The organism is Cognatiluteimonas profundi (genome assembly GCF_009792795.1).
GTDB classification, from domain to species: Bacteria; Pseudomonadota; Gammaproteobacteria; order Xanthomonadales; family Xanthomonadaceae; genus Cognatiluteimonas; species Cognatiluteimonas profundi.
Genome location: NZ_VKHQ01000005.1, coordinates 109,342 through 125,294 on the forward strand (window position 1 = coordinate 109,342; position 15,953 = coordinate 125,294).

The 15,953-nt window shown below is 68.5% G+C and carries 8 protein-coding genes; 5 read left to right on the plus strand and 3 right to left on the minus strand.

The window, feature by feature from the left end:
- The first annotated feature begins 107 nt into the window (after positions 1 to 107).
- On the plus strand, positions 108 to 2,204 hold the full coding sequence (locus tag GST15_RS10435; protein ID WP_159017238.1) for a glycosyltransferase: 2,097 nt from the start codon (positions 108 to 110) through the stop codon (positions 2,202 to 2,204).
- A gap of 6 nt (positions 2,205 to 2,210) precedes the next feature.
- On the opposite strand, the gene GST15_RS10440 is transcribed toward GST15_RS10435, so the two are convergent.
- Both GST15_RS10440 and GST15_RS10445 read right to left on the minus strand, forming a co-directional pair.
- Positions 2,211 to 3,644: a hypothetical protein gene (locus tag GST15_RS10440; RefSeq protein ID WP_159017239.1), complete on the minus strand. Its 1,434-nt coding sequence runs from the start codon at positions 3,642 to 3,644 to the stop codon at positions 2,211 to 2,213.
- Positions 3,645 to 3,770: 126 nt separating this feature from the next.
- Positions 3,771 to 5,960 carry a RelA/SpoT family protein gene (locus GST15_RS10445; RefSeq protein WP_159017240.1) on the minus strand — a complete coding sequence of 730 codons (2,190 nt, stop codon included), beginning with the start codon at positions 5,958 to 5,960 and terminating at the stop codon, positions 3,771 to 3,773.
- Positions 5,961 to 6,012: 52 nt separating this feature from the next.
- Between GST15_RS10445 and GST15_RS10450 the strand changes: the two genes are divergently transcribed.
- The gene (locus GST15_RS10450; protein WP_159017241.1) at positions 6,013 to 6,504 is read left to right on the plus strand and encodes a hypothetical protein; all 492 of its coding nucleotides are present in this window, start codon (positions 6,013 to 6,015) and stop codon (positions 6,502 to 6,504) included.
- 18 nt (positions 6,505 to 6,522) lie between these two features.
- On the opposite strand, the gene hrpA is transcribed toward GST15_RS10450, so the two are convergent.
- Complete coding sequence (hrpA, locus tag GST15_RS10455; RefSeq protein WP_233263177.1) at positions 6,523 to 10,485, minus strand: ATP-dependent RNA helicase HrpA; 3,963 nt, start codon at positions 10,483 to 10,485, stop codon at positions 6,523 to 6,525.
- 93 nt (positions 10,486 to 10,578) lie between these two features.
- On the opposite strand from hrpA, the gene GST15_RS10460 reads away from it, so the two are divergent.
- The 3 genes from GST15_RS10460 (at position 10,579) to GST15_RS10470 (ending at position 15,829) form a co-directional block, all read left to right on the plus strand.
- Entirely contained in the window at positions 10,579 to 11,106 is a 528-nt protein-coding gene (locus GST15_RS10460; protein WP_159017243.1) for a Dps family protein, read from the plus strand.
- 143 nt (positions 11,107 to 11,249) lie between these two features.
- Complete coding sequence (locus GST15_RS10465) at positions 11,250 to 12,635, plus strand: toll/interleukin-1 receptor domain-containing protein (RefSeq protein ID WP_159017244.1); 1,386 nt, start codon at positions 11,250 to 11,252, stop codon at positions 12,633 to 12,635.
- Positions 12,632 to 15,829 carry an nSTAND1 domain-containing NTPase gene (locus GST15_RS10470; protein ID WP_159017245.1) on the plus strand — a complete coding sequence of 1,066 codons (3,198 nt, stop codon included), beginning with the start codon at positions 12,632 to 12,634 and terminating at the stop codon, positions 15,827 to 15,829. Before GST15_RS10465 ends, GST15_RS10470 begins: the two co-directional genes overlap by 4 nt.
- The last annotated feature ends 124 nt before the right edge of the window (positions 15,830 to 15,953 follow it).

Consider the following 15,953-nt stretch of genomic DNA (forward strand, 5'->3'; position numbering starts at 1 on the left):
CGAGGAATGCGACAATGGCGGCATCGCCAGCGCAACGGCGAGTCTAGCGCAGACCCCGCCACACCCGCCGCGCGCGCCGCCCTTCAAGTCAGCCGGAGTTCCGTTGCATGTCGTTGTTGGCTGATGCGCGCTTCCTGTGCATTCGCGCGCTGGGCCTGGCGCGGCGCGGATGGATCAGCCTCCGGGTCCGCGGCTGGCGCGCAAGTTGGGGACGCGTGCAGGACCACGCACGGGTACGCCCGATCGCCGAGGCCGCCAGCCTCTATCGGCCGCCGGCGACGCCATTCCAGCCGTTCAGCATCGCCACCAGCGCATCGCCCCGCGCCAGCGTGGTCATCCCGGTCTACAACCATTTCTTGCATACGCTGGCCTGCCTGCGCGCGATCGCGGAACATCCACCTGCCGTCCCGTTCGAGATCATCGTGGTCGACGATGGCTCCAGCGACGACACCGCGGCGTGCCTGCCGCAGGTCGCCGGCGTGCGCTACCACCGCCGCGCCCAGAACGGTGGTTTCATCGCGGCCTGCAACGACGGCGCATCGCTCGCCCGCGGCGACATCCTCGTGTTCCTCAACAACGACACGGTCCCGCAACCCGGATGGCTGGACAGCCTGGTCGGCACGCTGGATGCGGAGCCCGAAGCCGGACTCGTGGGCGCGCAGCTGCTCTATCCCGACGGCCGCCTGCAGGAAGCCGGTGGCGTGGTCTTCGCCGACGGCAGCGGCTGGAACTACGGACGCTTCGAATCCACCGGCGATCCGCGGTTTTCCTACCTGCGCGACGCCGATTACCTGAGCGGCGCGGCGATCGCGATCCCGCGCGCGCTGTTCGCGCAGCTGGGAGGATTCGATGCGCGCTATGCGCCCGCCTATTACGAGGACACCGACCTCGCATTCGGCGTGCGCGCCGCGGGCAAGCGCGTGATCTACCAGCCGGCCGCGCGCGTCGTCCATGACGAGGGCACCACGTCCGGCACCGATATCGGCAGCGGCGCGAAGGCGTACCAGGCCCGCAACCGCGAACGCTTCGCCGAGCACCGGCGCGATGCGCTGTCCGCCCAGCCCGCCGCCGGCACCGTGCCGTCCCCGGCAATCGTCCATCGCAACCAGCAGCAGATCCTGATCATCGATGCGTTGACGCCGCAGCCGGACCACGACTCCGGATCCGTGCGCCTGGTCAACCTGATGCGGATGCTGCGGGCCGAGGGCGCGCACGTGGTCTTCGTGCCCGCCAACCGCGAACACGGCGGGCGCTATACGCAGGCCCTGCAGCAGCTTGGCGTGGAAGCCTGGTATGCGCCGTTCGCGCGGCGCGCGCCCGCGTGGCTGCGCGAACACGGGCCGCGTTTCGACGCCGTGCTGCTGTGCCGGCATTACGTCGCCAGCGAATTCCTGCCACTGGTGCGACGGCACGCGCCACAGGCACGCATCGTGTTCGATACCGTGGACCTGCATTACCTGCGCGAGCAGCGGGCCGCGGAACTCGCCGGCGACCCCGCCCTGGACGCTGCGGCACAGCGCACGCGCACTGCGGAACTCGGCGTGATTGCCGGCAGCGACGTCACCCTGGTCGTGAGCGAGGTCGAGCGCGCAATGCTGGCGCGCGATGCACCACTGGCGACGGTCGAGGTGCTGTCCAACCTGCACCGCATTTCCGGCCCGGGCCTGCCGTTCGCCGATCGCCGCGACCTGGTGTTCGTCGGCGGCTTCCGCCACCCGCCGAATACCGACGCGGTGTCATGGTTCGCCAACGACGTCTTCCCGCTCGTCCGGGAACGGCTTCCCGAGGTGCAGTTCCATTGCATCGGCAGCGACATCACCCCTTCCATCCAGGCGCTCGGCGCGCGTGATGGAATCCACGTGCACGGGCATGTGCCGGATATCGATCCCTACATGGATGGCTGCCGGATCGCCATTGCGCCGCTGCGTTATGGCGCGGGCGTCAAGGGCAAGATCAACCTCAGCATGGCGCACGGGCAACCGGTGGTCGCGACCTCCTGCGCCGTGGAGGGAATGCACCTGCGCGACGGGGTCGATGTGCTCGTCGCCGACGATGCCGGGTCGTTCGCGGCCCAGATCGTCAGGCTGCACGAGGATCCAGCCCTATGGCGGCAACTGTCCGTCGCGGGGCTGGAAAACGTCAGCCGGCATTTCTCGATCGACAGCGCGCGCGACACCGTCCGGACCCTGTTCCTGCAGGACTGACGCCGGCTAGTGCGCGCCGGCCAGGCGCAATCGCTCGCTGAATTGCGCGATGCCCGGCGTCTGCGGATCCAGCGCGCGCGCATGGTCGAGCGCCGAGACGGCGCCGTGGCTGTCGCCCGCCGTGAGCCGCTCGTCGCCAACGGCCAGCCAGCGTTGCGCCAGCCGCCGCCGGTCCTGGGCGATGCGCCGCCCCTCGCCATCCAGCGCGATCCGCGCATCCAGGCACGATCCTGCCCCGGCGAGGTTGTTGTTGCGCAGTTCGCGCTCGAAACACTGCCGCGCGATGACAAGCATGTGCATGCTTTCCTCGCGCACGGCATGATCGGTGGGCGCCAGCGCACGCGCTGCACGCAATTTGTCGAAGGCACTGTCGCCCGGCGGCGTCAGCAGGTCGCCCTTCTTCTCCGCCGCTGCCGCCTGCTCCAGCAACTGCCGGACCCTGCGCGTGCGCTCGCGCCCACCGACCAATGGTTTCAGCGTGGCCTTGGCCTGCCTTGCGCGGGCGATCGCATGGCCGGCGTTGCGCACCGCGACCGCATCGGGTGCCAGCAGGCGCGCCTGCGCCAGGGCATGGTCGGCATCGGCAAACTGGAAGTCCGACGCGGCCCGCTCCGCGCGCCTGGCCCAGGCGACGGCAACGTGCTCCAGCCCGCGTTGCGCAGCCGTGTTGGCGCTGTCGATCCGGAGCACGGTCTGGAACCGTGCGGCCGCGCGATCCAGGCGACCGGCGCGCAGGTCTCGCATGGCGCGTTGACCCTCCTGGTCCAGTTCGCTCGACAGGCGCGCCTGCGCATCAGGCAGGTCGGCGTGGCCGGCGTCGTAGGCGCGCGCGGCCGCGACCAGGCGCGCGCCCTGCTCGAGATCCTGCTGCTCCAGCGCCCGGCGTGCCTGCTGCAACAGGTCCGACAACGCGTCCTCGCGGCCTTCGAGCGCTTCGACGCGATCGGGCTGCATCGCCAGGATGCGTTGGTAGAGCGGCAAGGCCGCATCGGGGCTTCCGTCGAGGCGGTGCGCCGCGCGCGCGCTCGCGGCCTGCGCGAGCAGGCGTTCGATGCCGGCGTGCCGGGCTTCCTCCTGCCGCAGTCGTGCCGCGACCGCATCGGCCTGCGCCGCGGGAACGGACAGCGATCGCGCGAGCTGCAAGGCACGATGGGCCTCGGCATAGCGGCCCGCGCTGATGGCATCCGCGGCCTGACCAAGCGCAGCCTGGGCGACGCGCATCAGCCCCGTGCGTGCATCGTTGCCATCGGGATCGATGGCCAGCGCGGCCTCGTAGAGTTCACGGGCGCCAGAGCCATCGGCAGCGGTCAGGTGTCCGCGCGCCAGCGCCAGCGCCGCGCGATCGCGCAATGCCGGCGCACTCGCCTCCGGCCAGATGCGATCGGCAAGCGGTCGGCGGAACACCACCAGCAGCAGCGCCAGCAGGATCACGGAAGCCATGACCCACCGGATCCATGCCGACGAAAGCAAACGTGCCATGGCCGTTGCCTGGCGCCGCCCGCTGGTTGGCTTGCCGCTCACGGCGACGACACCCCTGGCATCAACTGCACGCTGGCCAACGCCCAGTCAGGCACGGCACGCCCGTTCGACGCCAGGCAGTCCGTCAAGCTTGCCAAGCAGGCGCGACAGTTGTCCGTAATCGGCGACCCGCAATCGCAGCCTGAGGCGGACGCGGCCATCGCGGCGCGTCGGTTCGCTGTGGATGTCGAGCACGTGCGTGTCTTCCTGGGCGATGAGGTTGGTCACATCCTTGAGCAGCCATTTCCGGTCGACGGCATCGACCAGCACATCGGCTTCCGATCCGCTGCCCTGGCGTCCCCACTCCACCGGCAACACCCGCTGCGGCTGGGCCGCGGACAGGCGCTGCAGCGTCGCGCAATCGACACGATGCACGCTGATGCCGCGTCCCCGCGTGAGGTAGCCGGCAATCGCCTCGCCCGGCAAGGGCTGGCAGCACCGGGCGATCTGCACCAGCAGGTTGCCGACGCCGACGACCGTGAACGACGAAGTCTGTGTCGCGCGCGAACGTGGATATGCCGGCTGCCGCACGACCTCGCGCGGCGGCTCGCTGCGCGCGCGCTCGTGCTCGAGCAGGGCACGCGCCACCTGGTGCGGGCCGACATCGCCCAGCGCCACCTGCACCTGCAGGTCCTCCAAGGTCGCGGCATTGAATTTCTGCAGCGCCGGTGACGGATCCGCCTGTTGCAGGCCGACGCGCTTGAGTTCCTTCTCCAGCAGTTCGCGACCGGCCTGCACGTTGCGCGCGCGATCGAGTTTGTTGAACCAGTTGCGGACTTTCTCCCGCGAGCGCGTGCTGGCCAGGAAGCCGTTGGAAGCGACCAGCCAGTCGCGACGGGGCTCGCCGGCCTTGGCGACCATGATCTCGACCCGGTCGCCGCTATGCAGCTTGTGGTCGAGCGGCACGATGCGACCGTCCACCTTCGCGCCGCGGCAACGATGGCCGACCTCGGTATGCACGTGGTACGCGAAGTCGAGCGGCGTCGCGCCATGCGGCAGGTCCACGACCTCGCCCTTCGGCGTCAGCACGTAGATGCGATCCTCGACCAGCTCGCTGTCGATCTCGCCCAGCAGCCCGGCGTTGCCGTCGTCGCGCTCGGCATGGCTGTCGAGCAGGCGTCGCATCCACTCGATCTTGCGATCCAGCGCGGCATCGGCCGCCGCCGACCGGTGCTCGACGCCGCGTCCTTCCTTGTAGCGCCAGTGCGCGGCGACGCCCAGCTCGGCCTGCGCATGCATGTCGAAGGTGCGGATCTGCACTTCCAGCGCCTTGCCTTCCGGCCCGATCACGGCCGTGTGCAGCGATCGGTAATCGTTGCGCTTGGGCCGCGCGATGTAGTCGTCGAACTCCCCCGGCACCGGCTGCCACAGCGCGTGCACCGTGCCCAGCGCGGCGTAGCAGGCGGGAATGTCGTCGACCAGCACGCGCACCGCGCGCAGGTCATAGAGCTCGCCGAAGGGGATGTTCTTCTTCTGCATCTTCTTCCAGATGCTGAAGATGTGTTTCGGTCGCCCGGCGACTTCGGCGTGCAGGTCCTGCGCGGCGAGGGCGGCTTCCAGCGTCCGTTTCACCTGCTCGATGTAACGCTCGCGGCCGCTGCGCTTGTCGTCGAGCAATCGCGCGATGCGCTGGTAGGTGTCGGGTTCCAGGTCGCGGAAGGCGAGATCCTCCAGTTCCCATTTCAGCTGCCAGATGCCCAGCCGGTTGGCGAGCGGCGCGTGGATGTCGCGCGTCAGCTGCGCCAGTGCGCGACGCTGCTCCGGCGGCAGGCGGCCGGCATGGCGCATGCGCGCCAGCTGCCGCGCGAGCAGGATCGGCACGACGCGCAGGTCGCGGACGATGGCCAGCAGCAGCCGCCGCAGTCCCTCGCTGCTGCCGCCGGCCTGGCGCTCGGCGTGCAGGGCCCAGACCTGGCTGGCCGCCTTCTGCCCTTCCAGCAACATCGCAACGGCGGGGAATTCGCGCGCGATCCGTGGCTGCAGGCGTTCGCGCACGCCAGAGGCGACATGCAGGATCGCCGCCGCCAGCACGTCGCCATCGGACTCGAGCATCGCCAGCGCGGACACGGTATCGGCCAGCACGTCCGGCGCATCGCGCAGCGTGTCGCCGTCGCCGGAGTCGATCGCGGACTGCAGTGCCGCCCGCATCGCCGGCCGGATGGCGGCGCACGCCGGCATCGCCAGCACGGCATTCAGGCCATCGGGAAGCTCGCTCCGGGGGGACGCCACGTCGGTCATGGTTGGGATGGGAGCGTCTACACTAGCCGCGCCACGACCCAAGGAACAGACCATGCTTTCGATACGTTCGCTCGCCGTTGCCGTGTTGCTTGCCTGCATGGCGCCTGTGTTCGCCCAGACCGCGCAGCCGGCGATCGAGAAACAGATGACGCCGGAGCAGTTCAAGGCCGCCGGGCTCGACAAGCTCAGCGCCGACGAGCTGGCAAACCTGAACACCTGGCTCGGCCGCACCCTGGAGACGCAGACGGCCAGGGCCGCCGCGGATGCCAAGCAGCAGGTCGTGCACGAGAACCGCGGGTTCCTGAGCTTCGGATCGGACGAGCCGATCAATGGACGCATCACCGGCGAGTTCGACGGCTTCAAGAAGGGCCGGATCTACACGCTCGACAGCGGACAGGTCTGGAAACAGATCGACGATGCGCAATTGCCGGGCGTGCGCCTGACCAACCCGGAGGTCAGCATCAAGCCGGCGCTGCTCGGCGATACCTGGTACATGGCGGTCGGTCGCTACCACACCCGCGCGCAGGTCAAGCGCGTCAAGTAATTCCGCGGGCCATCGCCGTCACCCGCCCAGGCGCGCCAGGCGGGTGGCGAGCTTCTTGACCGATATGCCCGATCGCGCGCCCAGTTCCTGCGCGAACAGCGACACCCGCAGTTCCTCCAGGTCCCAGCGCAACGCCTGCCAGTCGTCGTCATCGCGCCCTGGCGTACGCGCGGCCTGCAGCGCATCGGTGAATGGCTTGAGTTCGAGCATGCGTGCCTGGTCGCGGACCGGATCGCGCAGCGCGCGCTCGGCACGCAGCGCCAGCGCCTTCAGGTAGCGCGGATAGTCCGCAAGCACGTCCGCGGGCACGTCGCGCAGGAATCCCGGCGGCGTCAGCCCCGCCAGCTGCCTGCGCATGTCGTCCAGGTTGCCGCTCGCCCAGCCGACCAGGCGCGACTCCAGCTTCTCGCGCACCTCGGCGACCAGCGTGAGGATGACCTGCGCCTGCGCAAGTCGCTCGACGGCCGCGGGAAACAATTCGCGCGCGATCGCCTCGCGGCGCTGCCCGAACGCACCCACATCGCGGATGTCCTCCAGCGCATCGGCCGCCAGTTTGGCGAAGACACCATCGACCAGGTCGGCGCGAAGGCGATCATGTCCCGCCACGCCGTCCGACCGCGGCGCGGCCGACTCGATCGCCGCATACAGCAGTGCGGTCCTGGGCTGCACGGGCAACTGCTTGCGCGCCTGCTTGATGCGGTCGGCCAGCGCCAGCTCGAGCAGCCTGCGCACGCCGCGCGGATGCCGGCGCAGCGCCTGCGCACGATCGGCGTGCACGTCCAGCGACACCACGCCATCGATGGCATCCAGTGCCGGATATGCCGGGATGCCACCGGCGCCAGCGACGGAAACCGGAATGGGCGTGTCCGGAAACCGGGTCAGCCCCTTGCGCGCCATGCCCTTGGCCGCATGCGCCGCGAACGCCTCCGCGGCACGCGCGCCGAATTGCTGTCGCAAGGCGTCCAGGTCGCGTGACTCGGCCAGCACCGTACGACCGTCGGCATCGAACAGGCGCAGGTTCACATGCAGGTGCGGATCGATCGCGGCGGGATTGAATTCGGTGGCGGGCAATACCACGCCGGTGGCCTTCGACAGGAAGCGCGCGAGGGTGCCCTCGATGGCATCGGCGTCCGGCTGCGGCCAGGCTTCGGCGAATGCGCGGGCGAAATCCGGTGCCGGCACGACATTGCGCCGCAGGTTCTTCGGCAGCGTCCTGATCAGTGCCGCTGCCTTGTCGGCGACGAATCCCGGCGCCAGCCACGACAGGCGCGCCGGATCCAGCGCATTGAGCAGGTGCAGCGGCACGGCGACGGTCATGCCGTCGTCGATCGCACCCGGCTCGAAGCGGTATTGCAGCGCCAGGCGGGAATCGCTGAGTGCGAGATACGGCGGAAATCGCGCCGCGTCGGTTTCGTCGCCGACCAGCAGTTCGTCGCGCGACCATTCGATCGACTTCTTTTTGGCATCCGGCAGCTTGCCGTACCACGCATCCAGCGCCTGCACGTTGTGGACGTCGGGCGGCAATCGGTCGAGGTACCAGCGCGCCTGCCAGTCCTCGTCGACCACGATGCCGGCGCGGCGTTGCTTGGCTTCTTCTTCCCGCGCCTTGTGCAGGGTCGCGAGGTTTCGGGCGAGGAACGCACTGCGGGTGTCGATCTCACCGGTGACGAGCGCATCGCGGACGAAGATGTGTCGCGACTCATCCGGATACAGCGCGCCGTAATGCACCGGACGCTTGGGCGCGAGCACCAGGCCGAACAGGCTGATCTGCTCGCTGCCGATCACGCGACCCTGGCTGCGCGACCAGTGCGGGTCATGGTGCCGGCGCACCAGCAGGTGCGGCAATTCCGCGATCGCCCAGTCCGGCTCGACCGCGGCATTGGTCAGGGCCCAGACGCGCTCGGTGTCGAGCAGGGTCGCCGACAACACCCAAGGTGGTGGTTTTTTCGCCGGCGTGGAGCCCGGGAACAACTGGAACTTGCGTCCACGCGGACCGTCGTACTGGCTTGCCGCCTTGCGGTCGGCGGACTGCACGCGATGCCCCAGTTGCGTCGGCAAGCCCGCAAGCAAGGCGCGATGCAGGCTCACGTACGCGCGCCGTGCGTGGCCGTCGCCACCGACCACGGGCGCGGGCGCATGCGGCCAGCCGAGGTCGTCGCACAGCAGCTTCAACTGGCGGTGCAGCTCGCGCCACTCGCGCAGGCGCAGGAAACCCAGGAAGTGCCGATCCGCCCATTTGCGCAGTTGCGATTGCGTCATGTCCTCGTGGGCGACGCGATAGGCCTCCCACAACTTCAGGATGCCGACGAACTCCGACTGCGGATCGGCGAAGAGCGCATGCGCCGCATCGGCCGCGCCACGCTGGTCGGCAGGACGCTCGCGCGGATCCTGGATGCCCAGGAAGCTGGCGATCGCCAGCATCTCGTGCAGGCACCCGTGCGTATTGGCGGCGACCAGCATGCGCGCCAGCTTGACGTCCACCGGCATGCGCGCCATCAGCTTGCCGACCGGCGTCAGCGTCCGCTGCCGGTCAGCGTCCGTTGCCAGCACCGCACCGAGTTCGACCAGCGTCTGCCAGCCATCGGCAACGGCGCGCGGATCGGGCGGCTCCAGGAACGGGAAATCCTCCACGCGCCCGAGGCCGAGCGACAGCATCTTCAGGATCACGCCGGCAAGCGCGGCACGGCGGATCTCGGGGTCGGTGTAGGGCGGCCGCGATGCGAAGTCGGTTTCGGCATACAGCCGGTAGCAGATGCCCGGCGCGATGCGCCCGCAGCGCCCCTTGCGCTGGTCGGCGCTGGCCTGGGAAATGACCTCGACGTGCAGCCGATCGAGTTTCTGCCGTGGGCTGTAGCGCTTGACGCGCGCATATCCGGGGTCGACGACGTAATGGATGCGCGGCACCGTCAGCGAGGTTTCCGCGACGTTGGTCGCCAGCACGATCCGGCGCTGGCTGCCCGGATGGAACACGCGATCCTGGTCGCGCGCCGACAGTCGCGCGTACAGCGGCAGCACTTCGGTATGCCGGTATTTGCGCCGCTCCAGTGCCTGGTGGGCATCGCGGATCTCACGCTCGCCGGGCAGGAAGATCAGCGTGTCGCCCGGGCCTCCGGAGCCCGGCCGCTCGTGCGCGATCTCATCGCAGGCGGCGAGGATGCCCTCGAGCACCGAGCGCTCGCCTTCGTTGTCGGCGTCGCCTTCCAGCGGCCGGTAGCGCAGCTCGACCGGATAACCGCGGCCCTCGACGTCCACCACCGGCGCATCGCCGAAGTGTTGCGAGAAGCGCGTGGTGTCGATCGTCGCCGAGGTCACGATGACCTTCAGGTCCGGCCGCCTCGGCAGCAGCTGCTTGAGGTATCCCAGCAGGAAATCGATGTTGAGGCTGCGTTCGTGCGCCTCGTCGATGATCAGCGTGTCGTAGCGCGACAGCCAGCGATCGGACTGGATTTCCGCCAGCAGGATGCCGTCGGTCATGAACTTGATCGCGGTCTGCTCGCTCACGCTGTCGTTGAAGCGCACCTGGAAACCAACCGCGCCGCCCAGCGGCACCTGCAACTCCTCGGCCACGCGGCGGGCCACCGCGCGCGCGGCGATGCGGCGCGGCTGCGTGCAGCCGATCAGGCCGGCGGCGCCGCGACCGGCCGCCAGGCACAGCTTCGGCAGCTGGGTGGTTTTTCCCGAACCGGTCTCACCCGCGACGATCAACACCTGATGGCTGCCCAGCAAGGCCACGATGCGATCGGCCTGCGTCGCGATCGGCAGGCTCTCGTCCAGCGTCGCTTGCGGCAAGGCAGCGGCGCGGGCCGCCCTGGTTGCAACCGATGCCTGCAGCGCCTGCTCGAAGGCCGAGCGGGCAGCCGTGTCGCCGGCTTTCGCGCTCCAGCGCGACCACAGCCCCTGCAGCCGGCCGCGGTCGCGCGTCAGCGCGCCATCGACGGCGCGCCGCGCGGCCGCCAGCGCGGCCTTGCCCGGGACCTCAATAGGTTGCGTCAATGGATCTGTTAGTGACAATTCATTTCCATCGCATGATTCCGCCGCCTATTGTGGCGGCAACCCCCATCCGGAGCAGCGGCCATGACATCAACAACCACCGGGTCGGCAAAGGGCGCCGCCGCCAGCACGGCGCCACTCATCGATATCGGGATCGGCGCCGGGGATCGCAAGCAGATCGCCGACGGCCTGTCGCGCTTCCTGGCCGACGCCTACACGCTGTACCTGAAGACACACAACTTCCACTGGAACGTCACCGGCCCGATGTTCAACGCGCTGCATGGGATGTTCGAGACGCAGTACACCGAGCAGTGGACGGCGCTGGACGAAGTCGCCGAGCGCATCCGCGCGCTCGGGTTCAATGCGCCGGGCTCCTATGCCGAATTCACGCGGCTGTCGTCGATCGCCGAGGAACCCGGCCTGGGCGACACCGCCGACTGGCGCGAGATGGTGCGCCAGCTGACCGTCGGCAACGAGGCGGTCTGCCGGACCGCCCGCGCGGTGCTCAAGGTCGCCGATGCCGCCGGCGACGACCCCTCGGTCGACCTGCTGACGCAGCGCCTGCAGGTCCATGAGAAATACGCCTGGATGCTGCGCTCGCTGCTGCAATAGGTCCGGCCCGGCGGTTGCCGCGGCCCGCCAGCGCAATCGCATTTAGGGGCCTGGAAGGCTCCTGCATCGGCCTGGGCGACGCGGCGCTCCCTGGGCCAGCCTCGAGCTGGCCGCCACGGGATGCATCCCGCGTGGGGAACATCATGGCAACCCCTCCGGCGACCGCTGCGTTGCAGGCATTCGATGAGGATGCCTGGGACGATCTGCTCAATTACATCGAAGAACGCCGCGTCATCCCGATCATCGGACCAGACCTGCTGCGCGTCCAGACCGACCGTGGCCTGCGTCCGCTGTATGAATGGCTGGCGGAGAAACTCGCTGCCCGCCTGTCGGTGGATGTGGTCGGCCTGCCGCAGCCGCTGACGCTCAACGATGTCATGTGCTGCTTCCTGGGCCAGCACGGTCGACGCGAGGAAGCCTATACGCGCCTACGCTCGATCCTGCGTGAAGTGCAGTTCGAGCCGCCGCTGGCACTGCGGCAGCTGGCCCAGATCACGGATTTCGACCTCTTTGTCACCACCACGTTCGACCCCCTGCTCGAACAGGCGATCAACCTGGAGCGCCATGGTGGCCAGCCGTCGACGGAAGTCATCGCCTATGCGCCGAACCGCGTCGCCGACCTGCCGGCCGAGCGCAGCCAGCTGCAGCGCACCGTGCTGTACCACCTGCTTGGCCGGCTGTCCGCATCGCCGACGTACGTGGTGTCCGATGAGGACATGCTGGAGTTCATCTGCGCATTGCAGTCCGAACACCTGACGCCGGAAAAACTCTTCCACGAACTCGAGCACAACCACCTGTTGTTGATCGGCAGCGATTTCTCCAACTGGCTGGCGCGCCTGTTCCTGCGAATGGCCAAACGCAAGCGCCTGTCCGACCCGCGTGACGTCAGCGAAGTCTTCGCCGACGACCACACGATGCAGGATGGACGACTGGTCGCATTCCTGCAGCAGGTCAGCGTGCGCACGCGCGTGTACGGCGGCGCGGAGGCCTTCGTTGCCGAGTTGCACGCGCGATGGTCAGCGCGCCAGCGTCCAGCGCAGGCTGCCGACGGCGGCAGCGCACCACGGCGATTCCTGCCGCCATCGCGCGAGATGCCCGAGAACGCCATCTTCATCAGCTATGCGCGCGAAGACCTGCCCGCCGTGCAGCGCCTCAAGGCCGCGATGGACGCCACCGGACTGACGACATGGTTCGACCTCGACCGGCTCGAAGGCGGCGACGACTACGATCGCAAGATCCGCGCGAACATCACGCGTTGCAGCTTCTTCCTGCCGGTGATCTCGGCAAACACACAGCGCCGGCATGAAGCCTACTTCCGCCGCGAATGGAGTTATGCGGTCGATCGCATGCGCAACCTGGCCGACGGCGCGAAATTCATCCTGCCGGCCTGCATCGACGACACACCCGAATCCGAGGCACTGGTGCCGGAGCAGTTCAAGGCGTTGCACATCATGCGCGTGCCGGGTGGCGAGCCGACGCCCGAATTCCTTCGTGGACTGCAGAATCTCTTCAGCGGAACCCGCCAATGAGCGCGACGACCGGCGACACCGACGTCACCATCGATCCGCAAAACCCCTGGCTGGGCCTGTTCTCCTACTCGGAGGAGACGCGCGCTTATTTCCATGGCCGGGACGAGGAAACCGGGGAACTCGCGCGTCGCGTGCAGCGCAAGCTGCTCACGATCCTGTTCGGCCAGTCGGGCCTTGGCAAGACGTCGCTGCTGCGTGCCGGCATCGTCCCGCGACTGCGCGTCGAAGGCTACTGCCCGATCTATGTACGCGTCGATTACGCCCCGGAGTCGCCGTCACCGTCGGAACAGATCAAGCAGGCGATCCTGCGGGCAACCGATGCGGCTGGCGTCTGGACGCGGCCCGGTGCGGCGATCGAAGGCGAGTCGTTGTGGGAGTTCCTGCACCATCGTGGCGACCTGCTGCGCGATGCCGATGGCCGGCCGCTGATCCCGCTGCTGATCTTCGACCAGTTCGAGGAGGTTTTCACCCTCGCGCAGGCGGATGACACCGGGCGAATGCGCGCGAAGCAGTTCCTCGACGACCTCGCGGACCTGGTCGAAAACCGCCCGCCCGCGGCGCTCGAGGCGCGCATCGAGCACGACGACAGTGCTGCCGAGGACTTCGACTTCGCGCGCGCCGATTACCGCGTGCTGATCGCGTTGCGCGAGGATTACCTCGCGCACCTGGAAGGCGTGAAAGGCAGCATGCCGTCGATCACGCAGAACCGCATGCGGCTGGCGCGCATGACCGGCCCACAGGCCTTGAATGCCGTGGTCGAGCCCGGCGGCCAACTGGTGTCGCGGGAGGTCGCCGAGGCGATCGTTCGCTTCGTTGCCGGCGGCTCCGAGCTTGCGAACGCCGAGATCGAGCCGTCGCTGCTGAGCCTGGTGTGCCGGGAGTTGAACACGGTGCGGCTTTCGCAGGGACGCGATGAGATTTCCGCAGACCTGCTGGCAGGTTCGCGCGACACGATCCTGTCGGAATTCTATGAGCGCGCGCTCGCCGACCAGCCGGCCGGCGTGCGCCGGGTGATCGAGGACGAGCTGCTGACCGAGTCGGGCTACCGCGAAAGCCTGGCCGAAGAGCGCTTGATCAAGGCGCTCGCCGCCGCCGGTGCCGCGCCTGATTCGCTTGCCAAGCTGGTCGACCGACGCCTGCTGCGTATCGAGGAGCGCCTCGACATGCGCCGCGTCGAGCTCACCCACGACGTGCTGTGCAGCGTGGTGCTCGCCAGTCGAACGCTGCGACAGGAGCGTGAGGCCCGCGACGCGGCGCAAGGCCAACTGGCCGCGCAACAGTCGCGCGAGGCAGCGACCCATCGCGCGCTGGTGCGCGCACGCATGGTCGCGGGCATCTGCGCGGTCCTGATGGTGCTGGCGATCAGCAGCGCGGCCTTCGGCTGGATCAACCTCGGCCGCGCGCGCGCCGCCGAGGTCGAGGCGCAGAAATCCCGCACCAATGCCGAAAAGCTGGTCAGCTTCCTGATCGAGGATTTCTACAACGAACTGGAGCCGACCGGCCGGCTCGATACGCTGGGCAAGCTTGCGCACATGGCCGTCGTTTACTACGACAGTCTCCCGCCGAAACTCGTCACCCCGCAAACGCAGATCAACCGCGCGATGGCGCTGGTCCGCGAAGGCGCGGCGCTCAACTCAAGCGGCGGGACCGATGCCGCCTACCGTAATTTCGGCAAGGCCCAGGCGGTATTCGAGCAACTGCGCGGGGGCGGTCACGCCAGCGAAGCGGTGCTCTACGGCCTGGCACTGACCGACTACAACCAGGGATACCTTGGTGTCGTGGCGGGCGGAAATGGTCGCGGTACGGCTGGCCAGTTACGCGCGGCGACGGACCTGCTGCGTCCGTTGGCACGTGCACCCGGCGCGTCGCGAAGAGTCCGGCAGCTGTACGCGGACACGCTGAACGTCCTGAGCCACGCCCAGCCGCTGGAAACGGCGGTGGCGACGTGCGACGAAGCCCGGAAGATCCTGGTGGGCCTGGGCGCGCTCGATCTGTCGGATCTGGCGGCCGCCTCGTCCTATGCGGATACCGCCGACTCCCAGGCGCGTCACCTGACGTCGCTTGGTCGCCTCACCGAGGCACGCGCGCTGGAAGAGCAGGTCTATGACCTGGCCGACAAGATCCTGGCGCGTCGTCCTGGCGACCTGCATTCACTGGCCGACCGATCCTGGGCGGCGCAATTGCTCGGAGAGCTCGCCCAGCGCCAGCACGATGACGTGACCGCCGCCGATTTCGCGAACAAGACGGTACAGGCGGGCGAAGACGAAGTCCGATTCAACCCGTCGGACCTGAGTGCCTGGCAACGCTGGTCGACAGGCCTGCGGCAAACGGCCGACCTGCAATTCGAACGTGGCGAGGTGAGGCGCGCCATCGGCACGCTCGGCTCGCTGGTAGCACTGGAACAGGACAAGCGCCGTCCGTCCAGCCTTGGCCCCACGCTGTGGTACCAGTGGATTCCACTTGCGAGACTGCAGGCAAACGTGGGCAATGCCGGAGGGGCAGCACAGTCGTTGCGGGCTTATGCACGCGATGCCGCCGAGGTCGCCGCCCAATCGGCACCAGGAAATCCACGGCGCCTGCTGATGGGCGAGGTGGCAAGACAACTTGCCAGTTCCATGCAATTGCTTGGCGGTTCATCGCAAGCCGCTTTCGACACTGCAGTGGCAAACGCCAATCGCGTCGGCGCCATCGTCGTGCCAGCGGACGATTCGATCGGGAACACCACGAAGCACAACATCCTGACCGGCAACCTACGCACCGCAGCGGCAGCCGCCATTCGGCTTGGCCAGTATCACCAGGGTGAATCGCTGGCGCGCCGCTGGCTGGCCCTGCCGTTGGATCCCCGGTCGGGGGATGATCCGCAGATCGGGGCCTCCCAGGCCAGGGTGGCTCTTGCGCATGCAGTTGCCAGGCAGGGTCGTGCTGGGGAGGTGCGGAACATCCTGCAACCCGCACTGGCCTACTACGAGCACGAGCAGCAGGCCGGCGCCAAAGGAACCTCGTTCCGGCGTGACTATGCCTACGCCCTGTACGTCAGCGCCTTGGGTTACCCGTCTGATCGCACGAAGCGCCAGTCCGCGCTGGACAAGGCAGCGACCCTCATTGCCGGCGCATCGGCGGAAGCCAAGGCGCTACTGGACATGCGCGAGGTGTCTGGCCTGGTCGCGACAACGCGTTCGAATCCGGCAATGTAGGTCCCGGATCGCCGAGCCTGCCCGGCCCGCTGCAGCGATACCCCGCCTGCGCCCCGCTCAAGTTGCAGGAAGTGGCGCCTCCGCGCCAGCCCTACATTGATGCAGGCGTTTTTCCCAAGGCCCT